This window comes from Acinetobacter kanungonis, assembly GCF_009939195.1.
Classification (GTDB): domain Bacteria; phylum Pseudomonadota; class Gammaproteobacteria; order Pseudomonadales; family Moraxellaceae; genus Acinetobacter; species Acinetobacter kanungonis.
Genome location: NZ_JAACKC010000003.1, coordinates 15,627 through 33,731, shown reverse-complemented (window position 1 = coordinate 33,731; position 18,105 = coordinate 15,627). Strand labels below are relative to the sequence as shown.

General features: G+C 42.7%; 16 protein-coding genes. 4 read left to right on the top strand and 12 right to left on the bottom strand.

What is annotated here, in order from left to right; translation table 11 throughout:
* Positions 1-8 precede the first annotated feature (8 nt).
* The 3 genes from nrdR to glnK all read right to left on the bottom strand — a co-directional run bounded on the left by nrdR (position 9) and on the right by glnK (position 2,408).
* Positions 9-470 (bottom strand): transcriptional regulator NrdR, encoded by a 462-nt coding sequence (gene nrdR / locus GWK51_RS06410; protein WP_026441105.1) that lies wholly within the window; start codon positions 468-470, stop codon positions 9-11.
* Between the two features lie 140 nt (positions 471-610).
* Positions 611-2,011, bottom strand: coding sequence for an ammonium transporter (locus GWK51_RS06405; protein ID WP_161933096.1), 1,401 nt, complete (start codon positions 2,009-2,011; stop codon positions 611-613).
* A 58-nt stretch (positions 2,012-2,069) separates the two neighbouring features.
* On the bottom strand, positions 2,070-2,408 hold the full coding sequence (gene glnK / locus GWK51_RS06400) for a P-II family nitrogen regulator (RefSeq protein ID WP_016168502.1): 339 nt from the start codon (positions 2,406-2,408) through the stop codon (positions 2,070-2,072).
* Positions 2,409-2,686: 278 nt separating this feature from the next.
* On the opposite strand from glnK, the gene GWK51_RS06395 reads away from it, so the two are divergent.
* Together GWK51_RS06395 and GWK51_RS06390 are read left to right on the top strand one after the other, a co-directional pair.
* The gene (locus GWK51_RS06395) at positions 2,687-2,914 is read left to right on the top strand and encodes an accessory factor UbiK family protein (protein WP_142769726.1); all 228 of its coding nucleotides are present in this window, start codon (positions 2,687-2,689) and stop codon (positions 2,912-2,914) included.
* Positions 2,915-2,980: 66 nt separating this feature from the next.
* Positions 2,981-4,468, top strand: coding sequence for a YifB family Mg chelatase-like AAA ATPase (locus GWK51_RS06390; RefSeq protein ID WP_161933095.1), 1,488 nt, complete (start codon positions 2,981-2,983; stop codon positions 4,466-4,468).
* Between the two features lie 75 nt (positions 4,469-4,543).
* Here the strand turns inward: GWK51_RS06390 and GWK51_RS06385 are convergent, their stop codons facing one another.
* Entirely contained in the window at positions 4,544-5,311 is a 768-nt protein-coding gene (locus GWK51_RS06385) for a TorF family putative porin (RefSeq protein WP_161933094.1), read from the bottom strand.
* Between the two features lie 1,149 nt (positions 5,312-6,460).
* Between GWK51_RS06385 and GWK51_RS06380 the strand changes: the two genes are divergently transcribed.
* Positions 6,461-7,735 carry an OprD family outer membrane porin gene (locus GWK51_RS06380; protein ID WP_161933093.1) on the top strand — a complete coding sequence of 425 codons (1,275 nt, stop codon included), beginning with the start codon at positions 6,461-6,463 and terminating at the stop codon, positions 7,733-7,735.
* A 105-nt stretch (positions 7,736-7,840) separates the two neighbouring features.
* On the opposite strand, the gene ppa is transcribed toward GWK51_RS06380, so the two are convergent.
* Together ppa and GWK51_RS06370 are read right to left on the bottom strand one after the other, a co-directional pair.
* Complete coding sequence (gene ppa / locus GWK51_RS06375) at positions 7,841-8,365, bottom strand: inorganic diphosphatase (RefSeq protein WP_100242597.1); 525 nt, start codon at positions 8,363-8,365, stop codon at positions 7,841-7,843.
* A gap of 111 nt (positions 8,366-8,476) precedes the next feature.
* The gene (locus tag GWK51_RS06370) at positions 8,477-8,875 is read right to left on the bottom strand and encodes an MAPEG family protein (RefSeq protein ID WP_100242598.1); all 399 of its coding nucleotides are present in this window, start codon (positions 8,873-8,875) and stop codon (positions 8,477-8,479) included.
* Between the two features lie 106 nt (positions 8,876-8,981).
* Between GWK51_RS06370 and GWK51_RS06365 the strand changes: the two genes are divergently transcribed.
* Positions 8,982-9,368 carry a hypothetical protein gene (locus tag GWK51_RS06365; protein ID WP_142769730.1) on the top strand — a complete coding sequence of 129 codons (387 nt, stop codon included), beginning with the start codon at positions 8,982-8,984 and terminating at the stop codon, positions 9,366-9,368.
* Positions 9,369-9,418: 50 nt separating this feature from the next.
* Here the strand turns inward: GWK51_RS06365 and GWK51_RS06360 are convergent, their stop codons facing one another.
* The 6 genes from GWK51_RS06360 to GWK51_RS06335 all read right to left on the bottom strand — a co-directional run bounded on the left by GWK51_RS06360 (position 9,419) and on the right by GWK51_RS06335 (position 18,069).
* On the bottom strand, positions 9,419-11,095 hold the full coding sequence (locus GWK51_RS06360) for a long-chain-fatty-acid--CoA ligase (protein WP_100242600.1): 1,677 nt from the start codon (positions 11,093-11,095) through the stop codon (positions 9,419-9,421).
* A gap of 151 nt (positions 11,096-11,246) precedes the next feature.
* Positions 11,247-13,466, bottom strand: coding sequence for a DNA topoisomerase IV subunit A (gene parC, locus GWK51_RS06355; RefSeq protein ID WP_161933092.1), 2,220 nt, complete (start codon positions 13,464-13,466; stop codon positions 11,247-11,249).
* Between the two features lie 260 nt (positions 13,467-13,726).
* On the bottom strand, positions 13,727-15,046 hold the full coding sequence (gene niaP, locus GWK51_RS06350) for a niacin transporter NiaP (RefSeq protein WP_142769732.1): 1,320 nt from the start codon (positions 15,044-15,046) through the stop codon (positions 13,727-13,729).
* Between the two features lie 197 nt (positions 15,047-15,243).
* Entirely contained in the window at positions 15,244-15,888 is a 645-nt protein-coding gene (locus tag GWK51_RS06345) for a trimeric intracellular cation channel family protein (protein WP_100242603.1), read from the bottom strand.
* A gap of 63 nt (positions 15,889-15,951) precedes the next feature.
* Positions 15,952-16,419 (bottom strand): YchJ family protein, encoded by a 468-nt coding sequence (locus tag GWK51_RS06340; protein ID WP_161933091.1) that lies wholly within the window; start codon positions 16,417-16,419, stop codon positions 15,952-15,954.
* A gap of 72 nt (positions 16,420-16,491) precedes the next feature.
* The gene (locus GWK51_RS06335) at positions 16,492-18,069 is read right to left on the bottom strand and encodes a TerC family protein (RefSeq protein ID WP_142769734.1); all 1,578 of its coding nucleotides are present in this window, start codon (positions 18,067-18,069) and stop codon (positions 16,492-16,494) included.
* Positions 18,070-18,105 lie beyond the last annotated feature (36 nt).

Here is an 18,105-nt window from a genome sequence, read left to right as displayed (position 1 = left end):
GGGTAAACTCACTCATGTTCACGTTGTTGCATTTGTTCAATTTGACGACGAAAGGCTTCTACATCCTGAAAGTCCTGATAGACCGAAGCAAAACGCACATAAGCCACGTGATCCAGTGCAAATAAAGCCTGCATCACAATTTCTCCGATGGTGCGCGATTTCACATCACGTTCACCTAAACGACGGATATGCAACTGGATATCACTGAGTACGGCTTCGATTTGTTCTTGGGTAACAGGACGCTTTTGTAAAGCGTGCATCAATGAACGACGCAACTTGGCTTCATCAAAAGGTTCATTTTTACCGTCTGATTTAATCACGCGTGGCATGACCACTTCAAAACTTTCAAATGTCGTAAAGCGTTCCCCGCAACTGATACATTCACGGCGACGTCTGATTTGGCAGCCTTCCGCGGCTAAGCGCGAGTCGATGACTTTACTGTCTGCGGCGTTGCAAAAAGGACAATGCATGGCGGTTGAATTAAACAAAACAATTTTGAATTCTGAGTGTAGCAAAAATTATGGTTTTTGTAGAGCATTACGCTAGATATGGAAAAAAAACAGCCCTTTCGGGCTGTTTTACACAATATATTGATTATATCGTTATCAAATTATTCAATACGTTCGCCATGTTGACTCAAGTCGAGACCCATGCGTTCATCATCAGCTTCAACACGAATACCAATCACCACATCAATCACTTTTAAGATTACGAACGTTAACACTGCTGAGTAAGCGACAGTGGCAAGTACACCTTCAACTTGAACCCACAATTGGCTCACCATGTTCGCAGGTACTTTATCACCCATGATGAATTCACTTGCGAAGAATGCAGTTAAAATCGCACCGACAATACCACCAACACCGTGTAGACCAAAAGCGTCTAAAGAATCATCTGCTTTAAGGGCACGTTTCAGACCCGTAATCCCCCAGAAGCAGACTACGCCACCAATCAGACCCATCGCCAAAGCACCACCGACGGTTACAAAACCAGCCGCAGGCGTAATCACCACCAGACCTGCAACAGCACCAGATGCGCCACCAAGTACAGATGCTTTACCACGTACCACTTTTTCAGTAATTAACCACGCCACTGCTGCTGCCGCTGCAGCCACTTGTGTAGTCACAAGTGCATAACCTGCAGAGCCATTTGCACCCAGTGCTGAACCACCGTTAAAACCAAACCAGCCTACCCATACAAGGCTTGCACCGAGCACAGTTAAAGTCAGGTTATGCGGTGCCATTGATTCACGACCCAGCCCCATACGTTTACCCAGCATATAGGCAGCTACAAGACCTGCAACACCTGAGTTGATATGGACCACTGTACCGCCTGCGAAATCGAGTGCGCCATCATTGAATAACCAACCGCCACCCCATACCCAGTGAGTAATTGGTGCATAGACGACCACAACCCAAATGGCGATGAAAGCCACAAAAGCACCAAACTTCATACGTTCTGCGATAGAGCCACTAATAATGGCTACCGTGATAATGGCAAAGGTCATTTGGAAAATGACGAATAGAATTTCAGGAATAGTGCCTGTTAAAGCCGTTGTAGTAATGCCAGACAGCATGACTTTATCAAAACCGCCAATAAAGGCATTTCCTTCGGTAAAAGCAAGCGTATAACCAACAATCACCCATGCAAGGCTGACTACTGCTGCCGCAACAAAGCTATGTGCCATGGTACTTAACACGTTTTTCTTACGAACCATACCACCGTAGAAAAGTGCTAAGCCTGGAATGGTCATAAGTAAGACCAACGCGGTAGAAACTAAAATCCAAGCCGTATCACCTGTATCAAGGGTTGGCTCAGCGGCAGGCGCTACAGCTTCCTCAGCTGGAGCTGGTGTTGCTACTGCCTGTGCATCGGGTAATGCCGCTGCAGTAGTTTCAACTGTTGTTGTCATTTCTTCTGATGGAGCAGATGCTGTTACTTCTTCAGCCCAAGCAACAGAACCTCCTAAGAGTGCGCCTGATAGACTCAGCGCAAGTAGCATTTTTTTCATTCGTGTCCCCCAACCTAATTTTGCGAGTTATTCGATACTCTGCAAACTTTATGCCAAATTAAACAGCATCTGGCCCTGTTTCACCTGTACGAATACGGATAACTTGCTCTAAGTTAGTCACAAAGATTTTTCCGTCACCAATTTTTCCAGTGCTAGCAACACGAGTGACAGATTCAATCACTGCGTCAACCATTTCGTCGCTGATTGCGATTTCAATTTTAACTTTTGGTAGAAAATCAACGACATACTCAGCACCACGATACAGCTCAGTATGACCTTTTTGACGACCAAAACCTTTGACTTCAGTTACAGTGATCCCTTGAACACCAATTTCTGACAATGCTTCACGCACATCATCCAATTTAAAGGGTTTTACAATTGCAGTTACTAGCTTCATGTTTGTTTTTCCTTCGGCTTTTCTCACCAGTAAGGTTTTATGTTCAATTTTCGTGCCAAGATTTTTAAGGTTGAGGGAAATAAAAAACCTGATACACGCCTCTATTTATACCTTATTTTTGTCTTTTAATCGAAGCTTAGGTCTTTAATATTCGAGATTTTTAGCCGAAAGTCGCCAATTTTGGTCTGATCGGGGCGAGGATGTTCGAGAAAGCACTATAGTCTCGCTTGAAGCAGTGATACACTGCACGCGCACGTCTCCATCAGATGGATAACTCAATGATTGAAACTTTATTACAAGCCATTCTAGAACAAGTAGAACAACCCAAAAGCGATTTGGAACATAACTTAAGAGCCTTGCTAAATGAGGCCGTGAGTAAAATGGATTTGGTTTCTCGTGATGAAATTGAACGCCAAAAAACTGCGCTAGCCAATGCCAATCTACGATTGAATGAATTACTGAATCACGTCGAAGCACTTGAGCAAAAGTTACAGAACAAAAAATAAGCACACCTTTAGTGCAAAAAAAGACAAAAAACGACCAAAAATAACGCACCAAAACGGAACAACAAGATGTCTTTTGCTAAAATTAATACGCGAGGGCTATTGGGTCTGCACGCCCCGCTCATTGAGGTTGAAGTCCATTTAAGTCAAGGATTACCGTCACTTACTATCGTTGGGCTAGCTGAAGCTGCTGTTCGGGAAAGTAAAGATCGGGTCAGATCTGCCATTATTAATAGTGGTTTTCAGTTCCCCAGTAAGCGGCTGACGATAAATCTTGCACCCGCAGATTTGCCCAAAGATGGTTCACGCCTAGATTTACCGATTGCCTTGGGCATTTTAATTGCTTCTGGACAATTGCCAGAACATTCGGTCGATCAGCTTGAATTTATTGGAGAATTGGCTTTAGACGGACAATTACGTCCGACCACAGGCACCTTGAGTATTGCCATTGCCTGTCAGCAAGCGCAACACAAACTCATTTTGCCCGAACAGAATGCATTTGAGGCAGCACAACTGCCCCATTTTGAGGTGTATGCTGCAAAACATCTCAAAGAAGTCTGTGAACATTTAAGTCAAAACCAGCCTTTGTCACCTGTACATGTTCAGGCTGACTCATATTTACAAGCTTATAAATTTGATTTGGCCGATGTCAAAGGACAACTTCGTCCAAGACGTGGATTGGAAATTGCTGCGGCAGGAGGACATTCCTTACTTTTTCGAGGCCCACCAGGTACAGGAAAAACCTTATTAGCGTCTCGTTTGCCCAGTATTCTGCCGCCTTTGGATACGCAAGAGAATTTAGAAGTCGCCAGCATTTATTCGGTTGCCAATACTCAGCATCAATTTGGGCAACGTCCCTTCCGTGCACCGCATCATACGGCTTCCGCGATTGCACTGGTGGGCGGCGGTTCACAGCCCAAACCTGGAGAAATTACCTTGGCGCATTTAGGGGTGCTGTTTTTAGATGAATTACCCGAATTTGACCGCAAAGTTTTAGAAGTATTAAGGCAACCCCTGGAGTCCAAAGAAATCGTCATTTCACGGGCATCTCGCCAAATTACCTATCCTGCAAACTTTCAGCTGATTGCAGCCATGAATCCTTGTCCATGTGGTTATGCTTTTAATCAGGATCAACGCTGCCAATGTTCAGCGGAGTCGATTAAACGCTACCAAAACCGAATTTCAGGACCATTACTGGATCGCATCGATTTACATATCGATGTTCCACCACTGACGGTGCAAGAATTACAAGCACAAAGTGCTGCAGAGCGTTCTGAACAAGTACGTGAACGAGTCATTCAAGCTTATGAGCAACAGATTCAACGGCAAAATTGCCTCAATCATGCGTTGAGTCCACAGCAGCTTGAACAATATGCCTATTTAAATACTCAAAGCAAACAAATGCTAGAACTTGCGCAGCAACGTCTGAATTTATCGGCCCGTGCTTATCATCGAGTCTTAAGAGTAGCAAGAACCATTGCCGATTTGGCTAATGTGACAGAAATTCAAACGACGCATTTAAGTGAAGCTTTATCTTATAGACAACAAAACCTTTAAGGTCTTTGGTTTAACGATTCAAAATACAAAAACCTCTAGCTTTTAAGGCTAGAGGTTTTTTTAACATACTTTTATTTAGAATGTTTTGGTTAAGGTGAATACAGCGCCTGTTTCTACACCACGTGCAGTAGCATCATCAAACGTATCGGTATCAATATTGGTGCCAACAGCCGCTAATTCAGCTGTTGCACCTGAAATTGATTTAAACGCGTAGTTCACACCCACTTTCCAATCAACATAGTTGTCATCGCCACCGAAGTTATATTTCTCTTCATCATCCACCACGGTATAACCTACGCTTGCAACACCGCCAAAACCAGTTGAACCGAATGGAATTGAATAACCCGCATTCACATTCCAGCTATCGGTATCAGAGCCAGCATAGTCATTGGTATAGTTCACATTGGTCAAGATGCTATCACCTTCAGCCAAAACACTCGCGAAAGTTAATTTGCCATAAAACTCTACCCAGCTAAGATCTGTTGCACTTGGATAGTTGTAGTACACCACACCCACATCTAATAACGGTTTGCTCGAAAAACTGTCCAATGTTGTTGCATAACCTAAATATGGATCTAATTCTAAACTTGGTGTTCCTGAACCAAAATTCACATTTGAACCCCAAAGACCAGCATATACACCTGAATCATGTGTAAGGGTGAAACCGGCTTGCACCGCTGGGTCGCTTTGAGTTTGAGTCAAACCACGGAAACGATAGTCAGTGGTCACCGCAGCATTACCGCTAAAAGATAAACCAAATGGTGATGCTACTTCATCCGCAAAGGTAAATGTTGAAGCCGCTGCAACAACCGCCATAGATAATACTTTTAATGTAAATTTCATTCTAAGGTTCCCCCACATCGAATTACGACGTTTTTGCTGTAATTAATAAACTCCTTGATGTATTAGCAAACGTTATGCCAACTTTAGAAAAAACAATTAACACCCCTCACTTTTTCTTTATAAAAACGATAAAATCGACCAAAAATTAAATCTAAGCAATTCTTTATCCAAGCATAAGATTGAGCTTTATCAGTTAAATCCTGATACAAATCAATCATCCTAAACTAAAGCAGTTAAATGGGAGCTATAGTGAAGAACACCTGTAATTTCCAATATTTTTATATAAATAACAATTGGTTAATAAAGTATTTCCATCTTCAAAATCTACATGGGTGCTGCATCGATTTCAGTGAAAATGAGGTCGGAGAATCTCAATTTTTTTATATTCACTCATTGAATCTCTCCAAGCATTCCTGACTTTTAAAGCCATTCACGCTCACTATGGTGCATGATTTTAGGAGTTAAATAGACATGATCGTGTTCCAATAATACTGAGGATAAATGCAGTACGAATACCGATAAGATTGAGAGAGCAAAATTAGTCTAATGATAAAAATGGCTGCTTTTTTAGGAAGATTGATAAATACAGCATAGTTTTTCTTTAAAATGCTTCATTTTAGATCAACAAATATACTCGACAGCCTTTTCTGTACAAAATATGCGCACCACAACAGTTCATTCCCCACTCTGTCCATGAACAAAATCACAACTCCACTTTACGTGGCCAGCACCTTTCAAAAGGAATATTTTGAATGAACCAAAATGAAACATTTCTCATTTTCAATTAGAAATAGGGTTTAATAATAAAAACAAGCCCAAAGCAGATTAAAAAACAAACAATCAAGCCGATAATGAAGAAAAAATAAACAAAAGAATTGGCATTTTTTTCATCTTGATTTAAAACAAAACAGGGCTATATTTTCCATTCAGTAAAATATAATTTTATTATGAATGAATAGCTTATGTATAAAATATGGTTATTACTTTTCCAACAACAAGAATGCAATTTCGTCAAGTAGCGTGTAACAAGAATGAAATAAAATTAATAAAAATCTATCTTTTTTATAGATTAATTATACAATTTATGAAAATTTCGAGTTATGCCAAAAAACGAAATTCTGAATCTATCTTTTTTTGAGGTTGTTTCTTATGCCAAATGCGCAAAAACTTACATTAGCAGTATTAATTCAGGCTGCCCTTATTACTACCGCTTATGCAAGCGAACAAAGTGAAGCAAAAGGATTTGTAGAAGATGCTGAAGGATCAGTATTGTTCCGCACTGGTTACCTTACTCGCGACAAGAAAAATGGCGTAGCAGATACGAGCTCTGTTGCTCAAACAGCTATGGTTAAAATCGAATCAGGTTATACCCAAGGTATCGTTGGTTTTGGTGTGGGCGTTATTGGTGATGGCTCATTCAAAATTGGTGAAAACAAAAATGCTGGCAACCAAATGATTCCTAAGTATAACGATGGTTCTGCTTATGACCACTGGGGTCGTGGTGGCGGTATCGTAAAAGCGCGTATTTCTAACACTGAAGTCCGCTACGGTACTCAAGTACTTGATCTACCTGTACTTGCAAGTAACACAGCACGTTTAGTGCCTGAATACTTTGAAGGTGTTTTAGCGACTAGCCGTGAAATTAACGGTTTAGAATTAACTGCTGGTAAATTTACCAAAGACCAATACTCAGACCAAATCAATACTGATGGTAATGAATTAGATCGTGCCATCGTTTGGGGTGCTAAATATAAGTTTAATGATCAAATCAACGCATCTTACTATGGCTTAGACAGCAAAAATGCTCTTGAGCGTCATTATGTTAATGCCAACTACGCACACCCTCTTGCGAACAACAGCACCTTAACATTTGATTTTAGTGGTTATCACACTGAATATGATGAAGAAGCAACTACTTACTCACATACAACTGATGATCTTTCTGATCGTAAAAATGATATTTTCGCAGTTTCAGGCACATACAACACTGGCAACCACAACGTAATGTTGGCTTACCAGCAAAACAGTGGCAATACTGGTTATGACTACGGTTATAATGCTGATGGTGGTCAAAGTATTTACCTACCAAACTCTTACCTTTCTGACTTCATCGGTAACGATGAAAAATCAGCGCAACTTCAATACACTTACAACTTTGCAGGTATGAATCTTCCTGGTTTAACATGGACAACTGCATTTGTTTATGGTTGGGATATCAAAGTTAAAGACGTAACTGACAGCGCTCAAGAACGTGAATTCTTTAACCAAGTGAAATATACCGTCCAATCTGGTTTTGCTAAAGATGCAAGCTTACGTTTACGTCACTCTTACTATCGCGCTAGTGATTCATATCAAAATGATATCTATATTGGTGATACCAACGAATGGCGTATTTGGTTAGATATCCCTGTAAAATTCTTCTAATTTGAAGACTTTTTCAGAGATCTAAAAAAAACCTGCACATTGTGCAGGTTTTTTTTTATGGGTTGAACTTTACAAAATAAAGTTCAACCTCAATCCTTGAAAGGATTATTTTGCAGCTTCGATAGCTTTAAGGACTTCAGCTTTCGCTACGTCAGCACCTTCCCAACCTGTCAACTTAACCCACTTACCTGGTTCTAAGTCTTTGTAGTGCTTAAAGAAGTGCTCAACTTGTTGAATTAACAAAGGAGGAAGATCCGTATATTCCTGAACGTCTTTATAGATTGGTGTTAATTTTTCATGTGGAACAGCAATCAGTTTCGCATCAATACCGCCATCATCTTCCATGTTCAATTTGCCTACTGGGCGGCAACGAATCACTGAACCTGGCTCAACTGGGTGTGGAGTCACAACCAATACGTCAAGTGGGTCACCATCTTCAGACAACGTATTTGGTACATAGCCATAGTTCGCTGGGTAGAACATTGCTGTACCCATGAAGCGGTCTACAAATAACGCATCCGAATCTTTATCAATTTCGTATTTGATTGGCGCTGCGTTTGCAGGAATTTCAATGATGACATAAATGTCATTTGGCGCATCTTTACCCGCAGGGATATTGCTGTAGCTCATAGCATCACTCTTGAATGAATTAATTTATATTGAAAGCCAAATAATCGTATTCGGTTTAATCACGGAGCGATTATACATCTGCCCCGTAAAAATAGGGAATATGTGCGTTCATTAGCTGAGTTTGATCACCAAAATCAACAGAAAAATTGGACACAATAAAGACAATAACCAGACGATTGAACGTAAAGTCGCCCAATTCGCCAAGTAACACACGCCATAAATCACGCGGAGGACCAAATAGGCAATACCGAAGGTCATAATGATGGATTGCGATACGACCATATATTCTGCCATCAAAATCGCGGCAATAAATAGCGGCAGCCCTTCAAAGCTATTCTTTTGCGCTGCATTGGCACGTGCAGCTAAACCTGTAGTTTGCGCTAAAAAATCACGTGGATGTTGATTATCTCGTCCCTGAAAGCCACCTGCCATTTTAGCAATAACGGTAAAAACGTAGGGTAATAAGCATGCAATTAAAATGAGATAGACAATGCCGCTAATACTCTGCATCAATTTTATTCTCGTGAGGGATCAATAAGGCTTATCATAGCATGGCAATTCTAGAATATTTTTTGTTAAATATGTGTTTTTATAACCAAGCCTTTCGGGAATCGTTATGTCATTCAATACAGATCAGCACAAACTGTTTGATGAGCTGGAGAAACAGCATCAACATCAACGGCAGATGGATCGTGTACTCGCCATCGTGTTCCCTATTATCGCTTTCTTACTGACGGTCATTTGTGCCAACATGAACATCTGGTCGACGGTCTGTACTTTTATTCTGCTTTGGCTAGCTTTTTGGGCAGTCGGGATTCGTCGCCTTCCCCTCTGGCATTGGGTACTGATTACCCTGATTTACTGCTTGGCGGATAATTTCTTGAGCTATGGTACTTTTAATCGTTCTGGCTTTAGCCGTCAGTTCGGCACCATCTTCATTTTTATCGGGATTGCAGGGGTTGGACGCCCTTATTTCGATCGCTGGCTGATGAAGAAAAAATAATGTAATCCAATAAAAAAAAGCGCCCAAAGGCGCTTTTTTTAATGTAGTGCTTAGGCACTCTTACGTAAATCTTTACGTAAAATCTTACCGACATTTGATTTTGGCAATTCTTCCATAAACTCGACATAACGTGGGCGTTTATATCCCGTTAAGTTTTCTTTCGCGAATTCAAGGACTTCTTCAGTCGTTAAAGAAGCATCTTTTTTCACGACGAATAACTTCGGTACTTCACCTGATTTTTCATCAGGTACGCCAATCGCTGCAACTTCCAATACTTTTGGATGCTTCGCAATGACTTCTTCAATTTCAGAAGGATAAACGTTAAAGCCAGACACCAAAATCATGTCTTTCTTACGGTCTACAATTTTGGTGTAGCCACGCTCATCCATCACACCGATATCACCGGTACGGAAGAAACCATTTACCATCACTTTGTCTGTTTCGTCTGGGCGATTCCAGTAACCTTTCATCACCTGAGGACCACGGATACAGATTTCACCCTGTTCACCCAAAGCAACTTCATTGCCATCATCATCTAAAATCGCAATTTCAGTAAGTGGTAATGGAATACCAATAGTACCGCTAAACTCATCAGACGCTGGTGGGTTTGCTGTTGCTACAGGTGAAGTTTCAGATAAACCGTAACCTTCAATGATGTTGGTACCTGTAACACGTTTCCATGCTTCAGCTGTAGACGGCAGAACGGCCATACCACCGCCCATCGCCATTTTTAACTTGCTGTGATCGAGCTGTTTAAACTCTTCATTGTTCACAAGCGCATTAAACAGTGTATTAACGGCTGGGAAGAAGGTTGGTTGATATTTGCGTAATTCTTTCATCACCGCAGGTAAATCACGCGGGTTTGGAATCAAGACGTTGGCTTGACCTTTGTACATGCCGTACATGGCACACACCATGAATGCAAAAATATGATACAGCGGTAAAGCACAGAAAATACGATCTGTACTCGAACCATCTTGCACCCCAAATTTACTTTGGAAAATGCCATCACACTGCAATAAGTTCGCCACAAGGTTACGATGGGTTAACTCTGCACCTTTAGATACACCTGTAGTACCACCTGTGTATTGAAGTACAGCAGTATCGCTTAAGGTTAGATTAGGACGTTTGTAATTGCTTGGGCTAACTTTAGACATGGCCGCATTGAAACGGATATGACCTGGAATATTCCATGCTGGAATTTGTTTACGTACTGAACGCAAGACAAAGTTCACTAAAGTGCCTTTTAGGGTGCCGAGCATGTCGCCCACAGAAGCCACAACCACATGCTTGACTGGCGTTTTACCAATAATGCTTTGATAAACCGAGGCGAAGTTTTCAATAATGACTAAAACTTCAGAACCAGAATCATTCAATTGATGTTCAAGTTCACGTGCCGTATAAAGTGGGTTGACATTCACCAGCACCAGACCTGCACGCAATACACCAAGAGCAACCACTGGATATTGGAGAACGTTTGGCATCATGACCGCAACACGCGATCCCTTGGCTAAGCCTAAACTTTGCAAATAAGCAGCAAACTTGCGGCTAGCTTCATCGAGTTCACTAAAAGAAAGTGCTTTATCCATAAAGATAAAGGCATCACGTGAACCAAATTTTTGGAAATTACGCTCAAATACATCAACCAAAGAGGTGTTCTCTGGTGGCAATTCTACAGTTTCAGGAATGCCTGTCTTGCGGTATTCAGCGAACCAAATCTTTTCCATAATCCCAATCTCTCCAATCTATAGTCCTTAAAATATGCAGCTTTTTTTTCGGGTTTGTGCGTGTTTATTTAGCTTGTTAATGCACATTCCCGTATCCATTTTCACGAACACAGCCACATATATAACTTATTTCAACAACCACATGCTAGTTTTATCTCTGAACCAACAGTCTATTTGCTTTTTGATATCCACGTGGTAGCAGTTGCCCTTTTGTCGCACGTTTACCCATATATTTTTGTAAATCGTCACCTTTTAATTTCAATTGTTGTTGTCCCGCAACCACTTGAATTATTTCATCTAAATTCAGAGTTGTCATAGCAATAATCTGATCTTTGTCTTCGAGTTGTATCAATTTATTACCTTTACCTTTATTCAGGATTGGCAATTCTGACAAATCGATAATCAGTAAACGCCCTGCCGAACTTAACAGTGCCAAATGGGTGGCTTGCTGTAAAGGGTATAATGGTAACGGTTTCGCATCCTCTGGAATCGTTAGGAAAGCTTTACCTGCCTTGGCACTGGTATCGAGTTGTTTAGCTTGGGTTTTAAAGCCGTAGCCTTTACTGCTCATCGCCAAAATCTCGGATTCATCTTCTTCAATCAGCACTTGCAGGAAACCGACGCCACTGACAGGTGCAAGCTTAGAACTTAATGGTTCACCTAGACCACGTGCCGATGGCAAGCTATTGATGGGCAGTGCGTAACTACGCCCAGTTTGGTCTAAGATATAGACTTTTTGATTGGACTTGCCTTGTGCATGACTGAGATATTGATCGCCCGCACGGAAATTCAGGTTCTCTGCATCCACATCATGCCCTTTGGCACTTCGAATCCAGCCCGCTTCCGAAAGGACAACAGTCACAGGGTCGGCAGGCATTAAATCTTGTTCACTAATCGCCGTGGCTTCAGCGCGCTGTACGATCGGTGAACGGCGATCATCGCCAAAACGTTTCGCATCGTCTTTCAGTTCATTGATAATCAATGCTTTTAAAGATTCTGGATTCGCCAACTGTTCACGAATAATGGCTGCCTTGGCTTCCAATTCCTCCTGTTCACGACGAATTTCCATTTCTTCCAATTTCGCCAAATGGCGTAATTTCAATTCCAAAATGGCTTCGGCTTGAATCTCATCAATGCCAAAATGCGACATCAATTCCGCTTTCAGATGCTCTTCTTCACGGATGATGCGAATCACGGTATCAATATCCAGATACGCAATCAGCAAGCCTGCCAAAATGTGCAGGCGCTTTTCAATTTTATTGAGATGATATTGCAGACGACGAGTCACGGTGTCTTTGCGGATTTCAATCCATTCCAGCAAAATGCGACGAATTGATTTCACTTGCGGACGACCATCTGCCCCAATCATATTCATGTTGACACGATAGCTGGACTCTAGGTCCGTGGTGGCAAATAAATGACTCATCACCGCTTCTGCATCAATACGGTTCGAGCGTAACACCACCACCAGACGGGTCGGATTTTGATGATCCGATTCATCGCGTACATCACTGACCAAGGGCAGTTTTTTCGCCTGCATTTGATCGGCAATTTGCGTGATGACTTTGGAACCCGAGACTTGGTACGGCAAGTCGGTAATCACGATTTCATTTTTTTCTATCGTATACACCGCACGCATACGGTAACTACCACGACCTGTAGTTTGAATTTTCAGCAATTCATCAGGTGGGGTAATAATCTCGGCTTTGGTCGGTAAATCAGGCGCCGGAATATATTCTGCGACTTTTTCATCCGTTAAATTTGGATTACGAATTAAGGCAATCGTACCTTTAATGACTTCACGCAAATTATGTGGTGGAATGTCGGTCGCCATCCCCACGGCAATGCCTGTCGTACCATTCAATAAAATATTCGGTACCCGTGCAGGTAAATTCACAGGTTCTTTGAGCGAGCCATCAAAGTTGTCTTGCCAATCACAAGTACCTTGTCCCAACTCTGCCAATAACACTTCACTGTACTGCGACAGTTTGGCTTCGGTATAACGCATGGCAGCAAAAGATTTCGGATCATCGGGTGAACCCCAGTTGCCCTGACCTTCAATAAATGGATAGCGATAACTGAAAGGTTGCGCCATCAACACCATGGCTTCATAACAGGCTGAATCGCCATGCGGATGGTATTTACCCAATACATCACCCACGGTACGTGCAGATTTTTTCGGTTTACCACTTGGTTTTAGTCCAAGCTCACTCATGGCATACACAATACGGCGTTGTACTGGCTTTAAACCATCACTGATGTGAGGCAAAGCACGGTCCATAATCACGTACATGGCATAGTTGAGGTAAGCACGTTCAGTAAATTCTGCGACGGAGCGGTTTTCAGTTGCGTGATGCGCAAGGTTTGTCATAACAACCTTTCATCCTAATCAAATCATTTTTTTATCTAAGTTCTTATGCTAAGTCTCAGACTGTGACTGCACAAGGGTGTGCCCTTCACTACCACGACAATTTGTGTCTTAACGAGGTGCTGATGTCGTAAAATTATCCACTTTTAAATAAATGATCAACTTATAATTTTTATTTTCTAAAGAATCCATTTTCCTCGCGTATCTGTATGTGCTGAAAAAGCCGAATGGTGATGGAACATCACCATGACAACTTGAACATTTTACATCCCAATTGACTCTAAGGTTTTGCCTTTGGTTTCTTCACCCAAAACCAAAATCACCAATGCCACCGCTAGCAATACCGCAGTGAACATCATAAACACATGATTAAATCCGTTTTGCTGCACCATCATCTGGGTGACAATCAATGGTGCGACAATCCCGCCCATACGCCCAATCGCCGATGCCCAACCTGAACCAAAAGCACGAATATTGGTTGGGTACTGTTCTGGCGTATAGGTATACAGTACGCCCCATGCACCCAAATTAAAGAACGACATTAAGCAGCCCCAGAACATAATCAGAGTAACGGTATTTGCCTGACCAAAGAAATAAGCCGACAAGGCGCAGAAGCCGATAAAACCTGCCAAGGTCAATTTACGCCCGAGTTTTTCCACCAGCCATGCAGCCGCGATATAACCAGGTAGTTGTGCCAAAATCATCACCAGTACATATTCAAAGGACTGCACAATGCTATAGCCCTGTTTCACCAACAGGCTTGGTAACCACGTAAAGATGCCGTAATAAGAATAAACAATCCCAAACCAGATCAGCCACAACATTAAAGTGCGTTTCGCAAAAGGATTCGACCACAGTTGTGAAAAGGACACAGTTTGCTTGGCAGCAACGGGTTGCACTTCTATTTGCTGAATCACTTCCACGCCGCATTCACGCTCCAGTTTTTGTACTAAGGCATGTGCTTCTTCAATCCGCCCACGATTAATTAAATACGGTACCGATTCCGGCACTTTCTTTAAAATCATAAACACGTACAACGCTGGCAAACCACCAATCAAGAAGGCCACATGCCAGCCATAGCTTGGAATCACAAAATAAGAGACCAATGCAGCAACCAACCAGCCCAAGCCCCAGAAACTTTCCAGTAAGACGATAAAACGTCCGCGCACCTGTGCAGGGATATATTCACTGACCAAAGTCACTGCAACCGGTAACTGTCCACCCAACCCTAAGCCGACAATAAAACGAAACACCAATAACCAGGTCAGATTTGGAGCGAAAGCACATAAAGCAGTCGCTATACTATAAGTCACCAAAGTTGCCGCAAAGACATTACGGCGTCCCCAACGGTCTGCCAAAGCCCCAGAACAGACCGCACCAATCGCCATGCCGACAAAACCAATCGACACCACCCAGCCTTTTTCGGCAGGGCTCATATTCCACTCGGTTGCCATCTTGGTCAGAATAAAGGAAATTAGCCCTGTATCCATGGCATCAAACATCCAGCCCAAGCCAATCACCCACAGCAAGGTATAGTGGAACTTTCCAACAGGTAAACGTTGTACACGTGAAACTAAATCCATAGTGATGACTCTGGTCAAGAAGTGAAATCATGACAGCACGGTGGCATGCTGTTCAGATTGAAAAGAAAAATAGCAGATCCGCTTATTTTAATAAATTCTGCGTAAGTATGGGGAATGAAATTTCGTTTTATACACAGCAAAAAGCCCAAAACAGGTTTGGGCTGGTCAGTTTTATTACTTTATATAGATTAAATCGTTCAGTGCGAATCGGTTGAAGAGGCCGAATCCGCATCATCATCTTTATAGATAAACTTCGGCATTTCCAGACCGAAATAAATCGCAATCAGACGTAAAGTGAACCCAAAAATTAGGGTTGAAATCACAGTTAATTCTAAGGACAGTCCAATTTCCTGACAGACCCAATAACAAATCACCGCGACAAAAGAAATACTAGCATAGAGCTCACGGCGGAACACTAGAGGTACATCGTTACACAAAATATCGCGCAGGATACCGCCCGAAACCCCAGTCATAATCCCTGCCACCGCAGAAACCACGAATCCATGTCCCATCGACAAGGCAATTTGACAGCCAATAATGGTAAAACCAATTAAGCCCAAGGCATCCAGCACCAAGAAGATATTGTGTAAATGGCGCATCCATTTGGCAATCAGAATAGTGAATAAGGCAGCACAACAGGTCAAGACCAAATATTCAGGATGCTTGACCCAAGTCAAAGGATAATGTCCCAGCAATACATCACGCACCGAGCCACCACCCAAAGCCGTCACACAGGCAATCAGAATCACCCCAAACCAATCCATACTACGTCGACCCGCAGACAGTGCCCCAGTCATGGCCTCAGCCGTAATCGCAATAATATAAATTATGGTCAGTAACATCGCCCTGCGCTTCCATTGAAGGGTTAAGATGCGGGCTATTCTAAGCCATATCTGAACTGAACGTTATAAAAATTGTGCGCAACATTGCTTAAATTTTTTCCCCGAACCACAAACGCAGGGTTGTTTCATGGTCAGCACTTGATCCGTGGTCGGATCGAGAAAATACCAGTGCTGGGCATGCTTCACAAAATGTGAAACCTCATGATGGGTGTGCGCCTGCTGACCATCATGATAGCGGGCTTTGAATTCTACCTGTGCATGGGTTTTGTCCAGCTTTTCCTGTGCCTGCACCACTTCGAGTCCAAGCCATTGGTTGGATTCACTCCACGCTCGAATCGCTGGAACATCCAAGGCTGGCTGCTGTCCCAGTGCCGTGGTCTGCACAATATAATCAATCTGATGTTTGGCAAAAGCACTATAGCGCGAACGCATTAACTGTTCCGCAGTTGCAGCCACCCGTTGTCCTAAGTGCAAAGGCTGGCAACATTCAGCATAAATGCCTAAACCACAAGGGCATTGTTCTTCTGACATATATTTTCCCAATAAAATAGCCCGCATGATCGGGCTAGTTTAACTGAAGTTCGCGTGAGACACTGCTCAGAATTAGTCGCCTTGTCCAGCGTCATGTTGCGGAATGACATGGACTTTCTCAATTTTATGTCCATCCATGGTCACCACTTCAAAAATAAAGCCATCGGCTTCGATACTGGAGCCATTTTCTGGTAAGCGCCCTAAATGGAACAGGAGATAGCCCGATAAAGTCGAGTACTGTTCCGACTCATCCACCAAGTCTTTACCCAATAATAAAGACACATGACGAATATCAGTCGAACCTTCCAACATGAGCGTTCCATCTTCCAGACTTTCCGCCGCAGTTTCCAGTTCATCTTCATCTGGGAATTCGCCTGCGATGGCTTCGAGTACATCAATTGGTGTGGCAATACCTTCAATCGAACCATATTCATTCAGCACAATCGCCAACTGTAACGGCGCCTGACGTAACTGTTCCATCACCATCAGCACCTGTGCATTTTCATGCACAATCACAGGGTCACGTAAATGTTTCTCGAAATTCAGCACGCCTGTTTCGATGTATTCATTCATGACTTTATGCGTGAGTACCACCCCTGCAATATTGTCTAGCTCACCATGCGCCACAATCAAGCGTGAATGAGTCATGCTCAACAGCTGTTCTTTAATTGAAGCTTCGTCTTCGTCTAAATCCAACCATTCCAATTCAGGACGCGGTGTCATCACCGATTTGACCGGACGCTCTGCCAATCCTAAAACGCCCTGCACCATGACACTGTGATAGACCCCGTTTTCCTGATTAAAGACTTCATCGGCAAAGGCACGCGTCGCCAATACATCTTCGTTTTGTTCAGGCGCATCACTGGATTTACCACCCAACATACGTAATACAGCGGAGGCTGTGCGGTAGCGTAAATCGGTGGTGGTGACCATTTTTTCCTGATTTTTCTTCACGGTTTGGTTCAGGAATTCGATCAAGACCGAGAAACCAATCGCAGCATATAAGTAACCCTTCGGAATATGGTAGCCAAAGCCTTCCACCACCAAAGAGAAACCGATCATCATCAAGAAACACAGACACAGAATTACCACGGTCGGATGTTTATTGACGAAATCCATGAGCGGTTTGGAAGCCCACAACATAATTCCAACGGCAATAATAACCGCAATCATCATCACGGAGAGATGCTTCACCATGCCGACTGCAGTGATCACGCTGTCTAAAGAGAACACGGCATCTAAAATGACAATCTGAACAATCACCATCCAGAAGGTGGCATGCACAGGATTTTCTTCTTTCAGTGCAGGTTTGCCTTCAATCCGTTCACGCAATTCCATGGTGCCTTTAAACAGTAAAAATACCCCGCCCAGCAACAAGATTAAGTCGCGACCAGAGAATGGATGTTCAAGAATATGGAATAACGGACTGGTCAGGGTCACTACCCATGCAATTGATGCCAATAAGATCAAACGCATGCCGAGTGCCAACAGCAGACCGAGAATACGTGCGGTATTGCGTTGTTCAGGAGGGAGTTTTTCTGCCAAAATTGCAATAAAAACGAGGTTATCAATCCCCAATACAATTTCAAGCACGACCAAAGTGGCCAACCCCACCCATGCAGAAGGATCAGACATCCACTCAAAAATCATTGAATGTTCTCCTTCAAGATGTCTTCAGGATAAATA

Coding starts and splice junctions, on each gene's coding strand:
- nrdR (WP_026441105.1), bottom strand. CDS start 470: ATGCATTGTCCTTTTTGCAACGCCGCAGACAGTAAAGTCATCGACTCG.
- GWK51_RS06405 (WP_161933096.1), bottom strand. CDS start 2,011: ATGAAAAAAATGCTACTTGCGCTGAGTCTATCAGGCGCACTCTTAGGA.
- glnK (WP_016168502.1), bottom strand. CDS start 2,408: ATGAAGCTAGTAACTGCAATTGTAAAACCCTTTAAATTGGATGATGTG.
- GWK51_RS06395 (WP_142769726.1), top strand. CDS start 2,687: ATGATTGAAACTTTATTACAAGCCATTCTAGAACAAGTAGAACAACCC.
- GWK51_RS06390 (WP_161933095.1), top strand. CDS start 2,981: ATGTCTTTTGCTAAAATTAATACGCGAGGGCTATTGGGTCTGCACGCC.
- GWK51_RS06385 (WP_161933094.1), bottom strand. CDS start 5,311: ATGAAATTTACATTAAAAGTATTATCTATGGCGGTTGTTGCAGCGGCT.
- GWK51_RS06380 (WP_161933093.1), top strand. CDS start 6,461: ATGCCAAATGCGCAAAAACTTACATTAGCAGTATTAATTCAGGCTGCC.
- ppa (WP_100242597.1), bottom strand. CDS start 8,365: ATGAGCTACAGCAATATCCCTGCGGGTAAAGATGCGCCAAATGACATT.
- GWK51_RS06370 (WP_100242598.1), bottom strand. CDS start 8,875: ATGCAGAGTATTAGCGGCATTGTCTATCTCATTTTAATTGCATGCTTA.
- GWK51_RS06365 (WP_142769730.1), top strand. CDS start 8,982: ATGTCATTCAATACAGATCAGCACAAACTGTTTGATGAGCTGGAGAAA.
- GWK51_RS06360 (WP_100242600.1), bottom strand. CDS start 11,095: ATGGAAAAGATTTGGTTCGCTGAATACCGCAAGACAGGCATTCCTGAA.
- parC (WP_161933092.1), bottom strand. CDS start 13,466: ATGACAAACCTTGCGCATCACGCAACTGAAAACCGCTCCGTCGCAGAA.
- niaP (WP_142769732.1), bottom strand. CDS start 15,046: ATGGATTTAGTTTCACGTGTACAACGTTTACCTGTTGGAAAGTTCCAC.
- GWK51_RS06345 (WP_100242603.1), bottom strand. CDS start 15,888: ATGTTACTGACCATAATTTATATTATTGCGATTACGGCTGAGGCCATG.
- GWK51_RS06340 (WP_161933091.1), bottom strand. CDS start 16,419: ATGTCAGAAGAACAATGCCCTTGTGGTTTAGGCATTTATGCTGAATGT.
- GWK51_RS06335 (WP_142769734.1), bottom strand. CDS start 18,069: ATGATTTTTGAGTGGATGTCTGATCCTTCTGCATGGGTGGGGTTGGCC.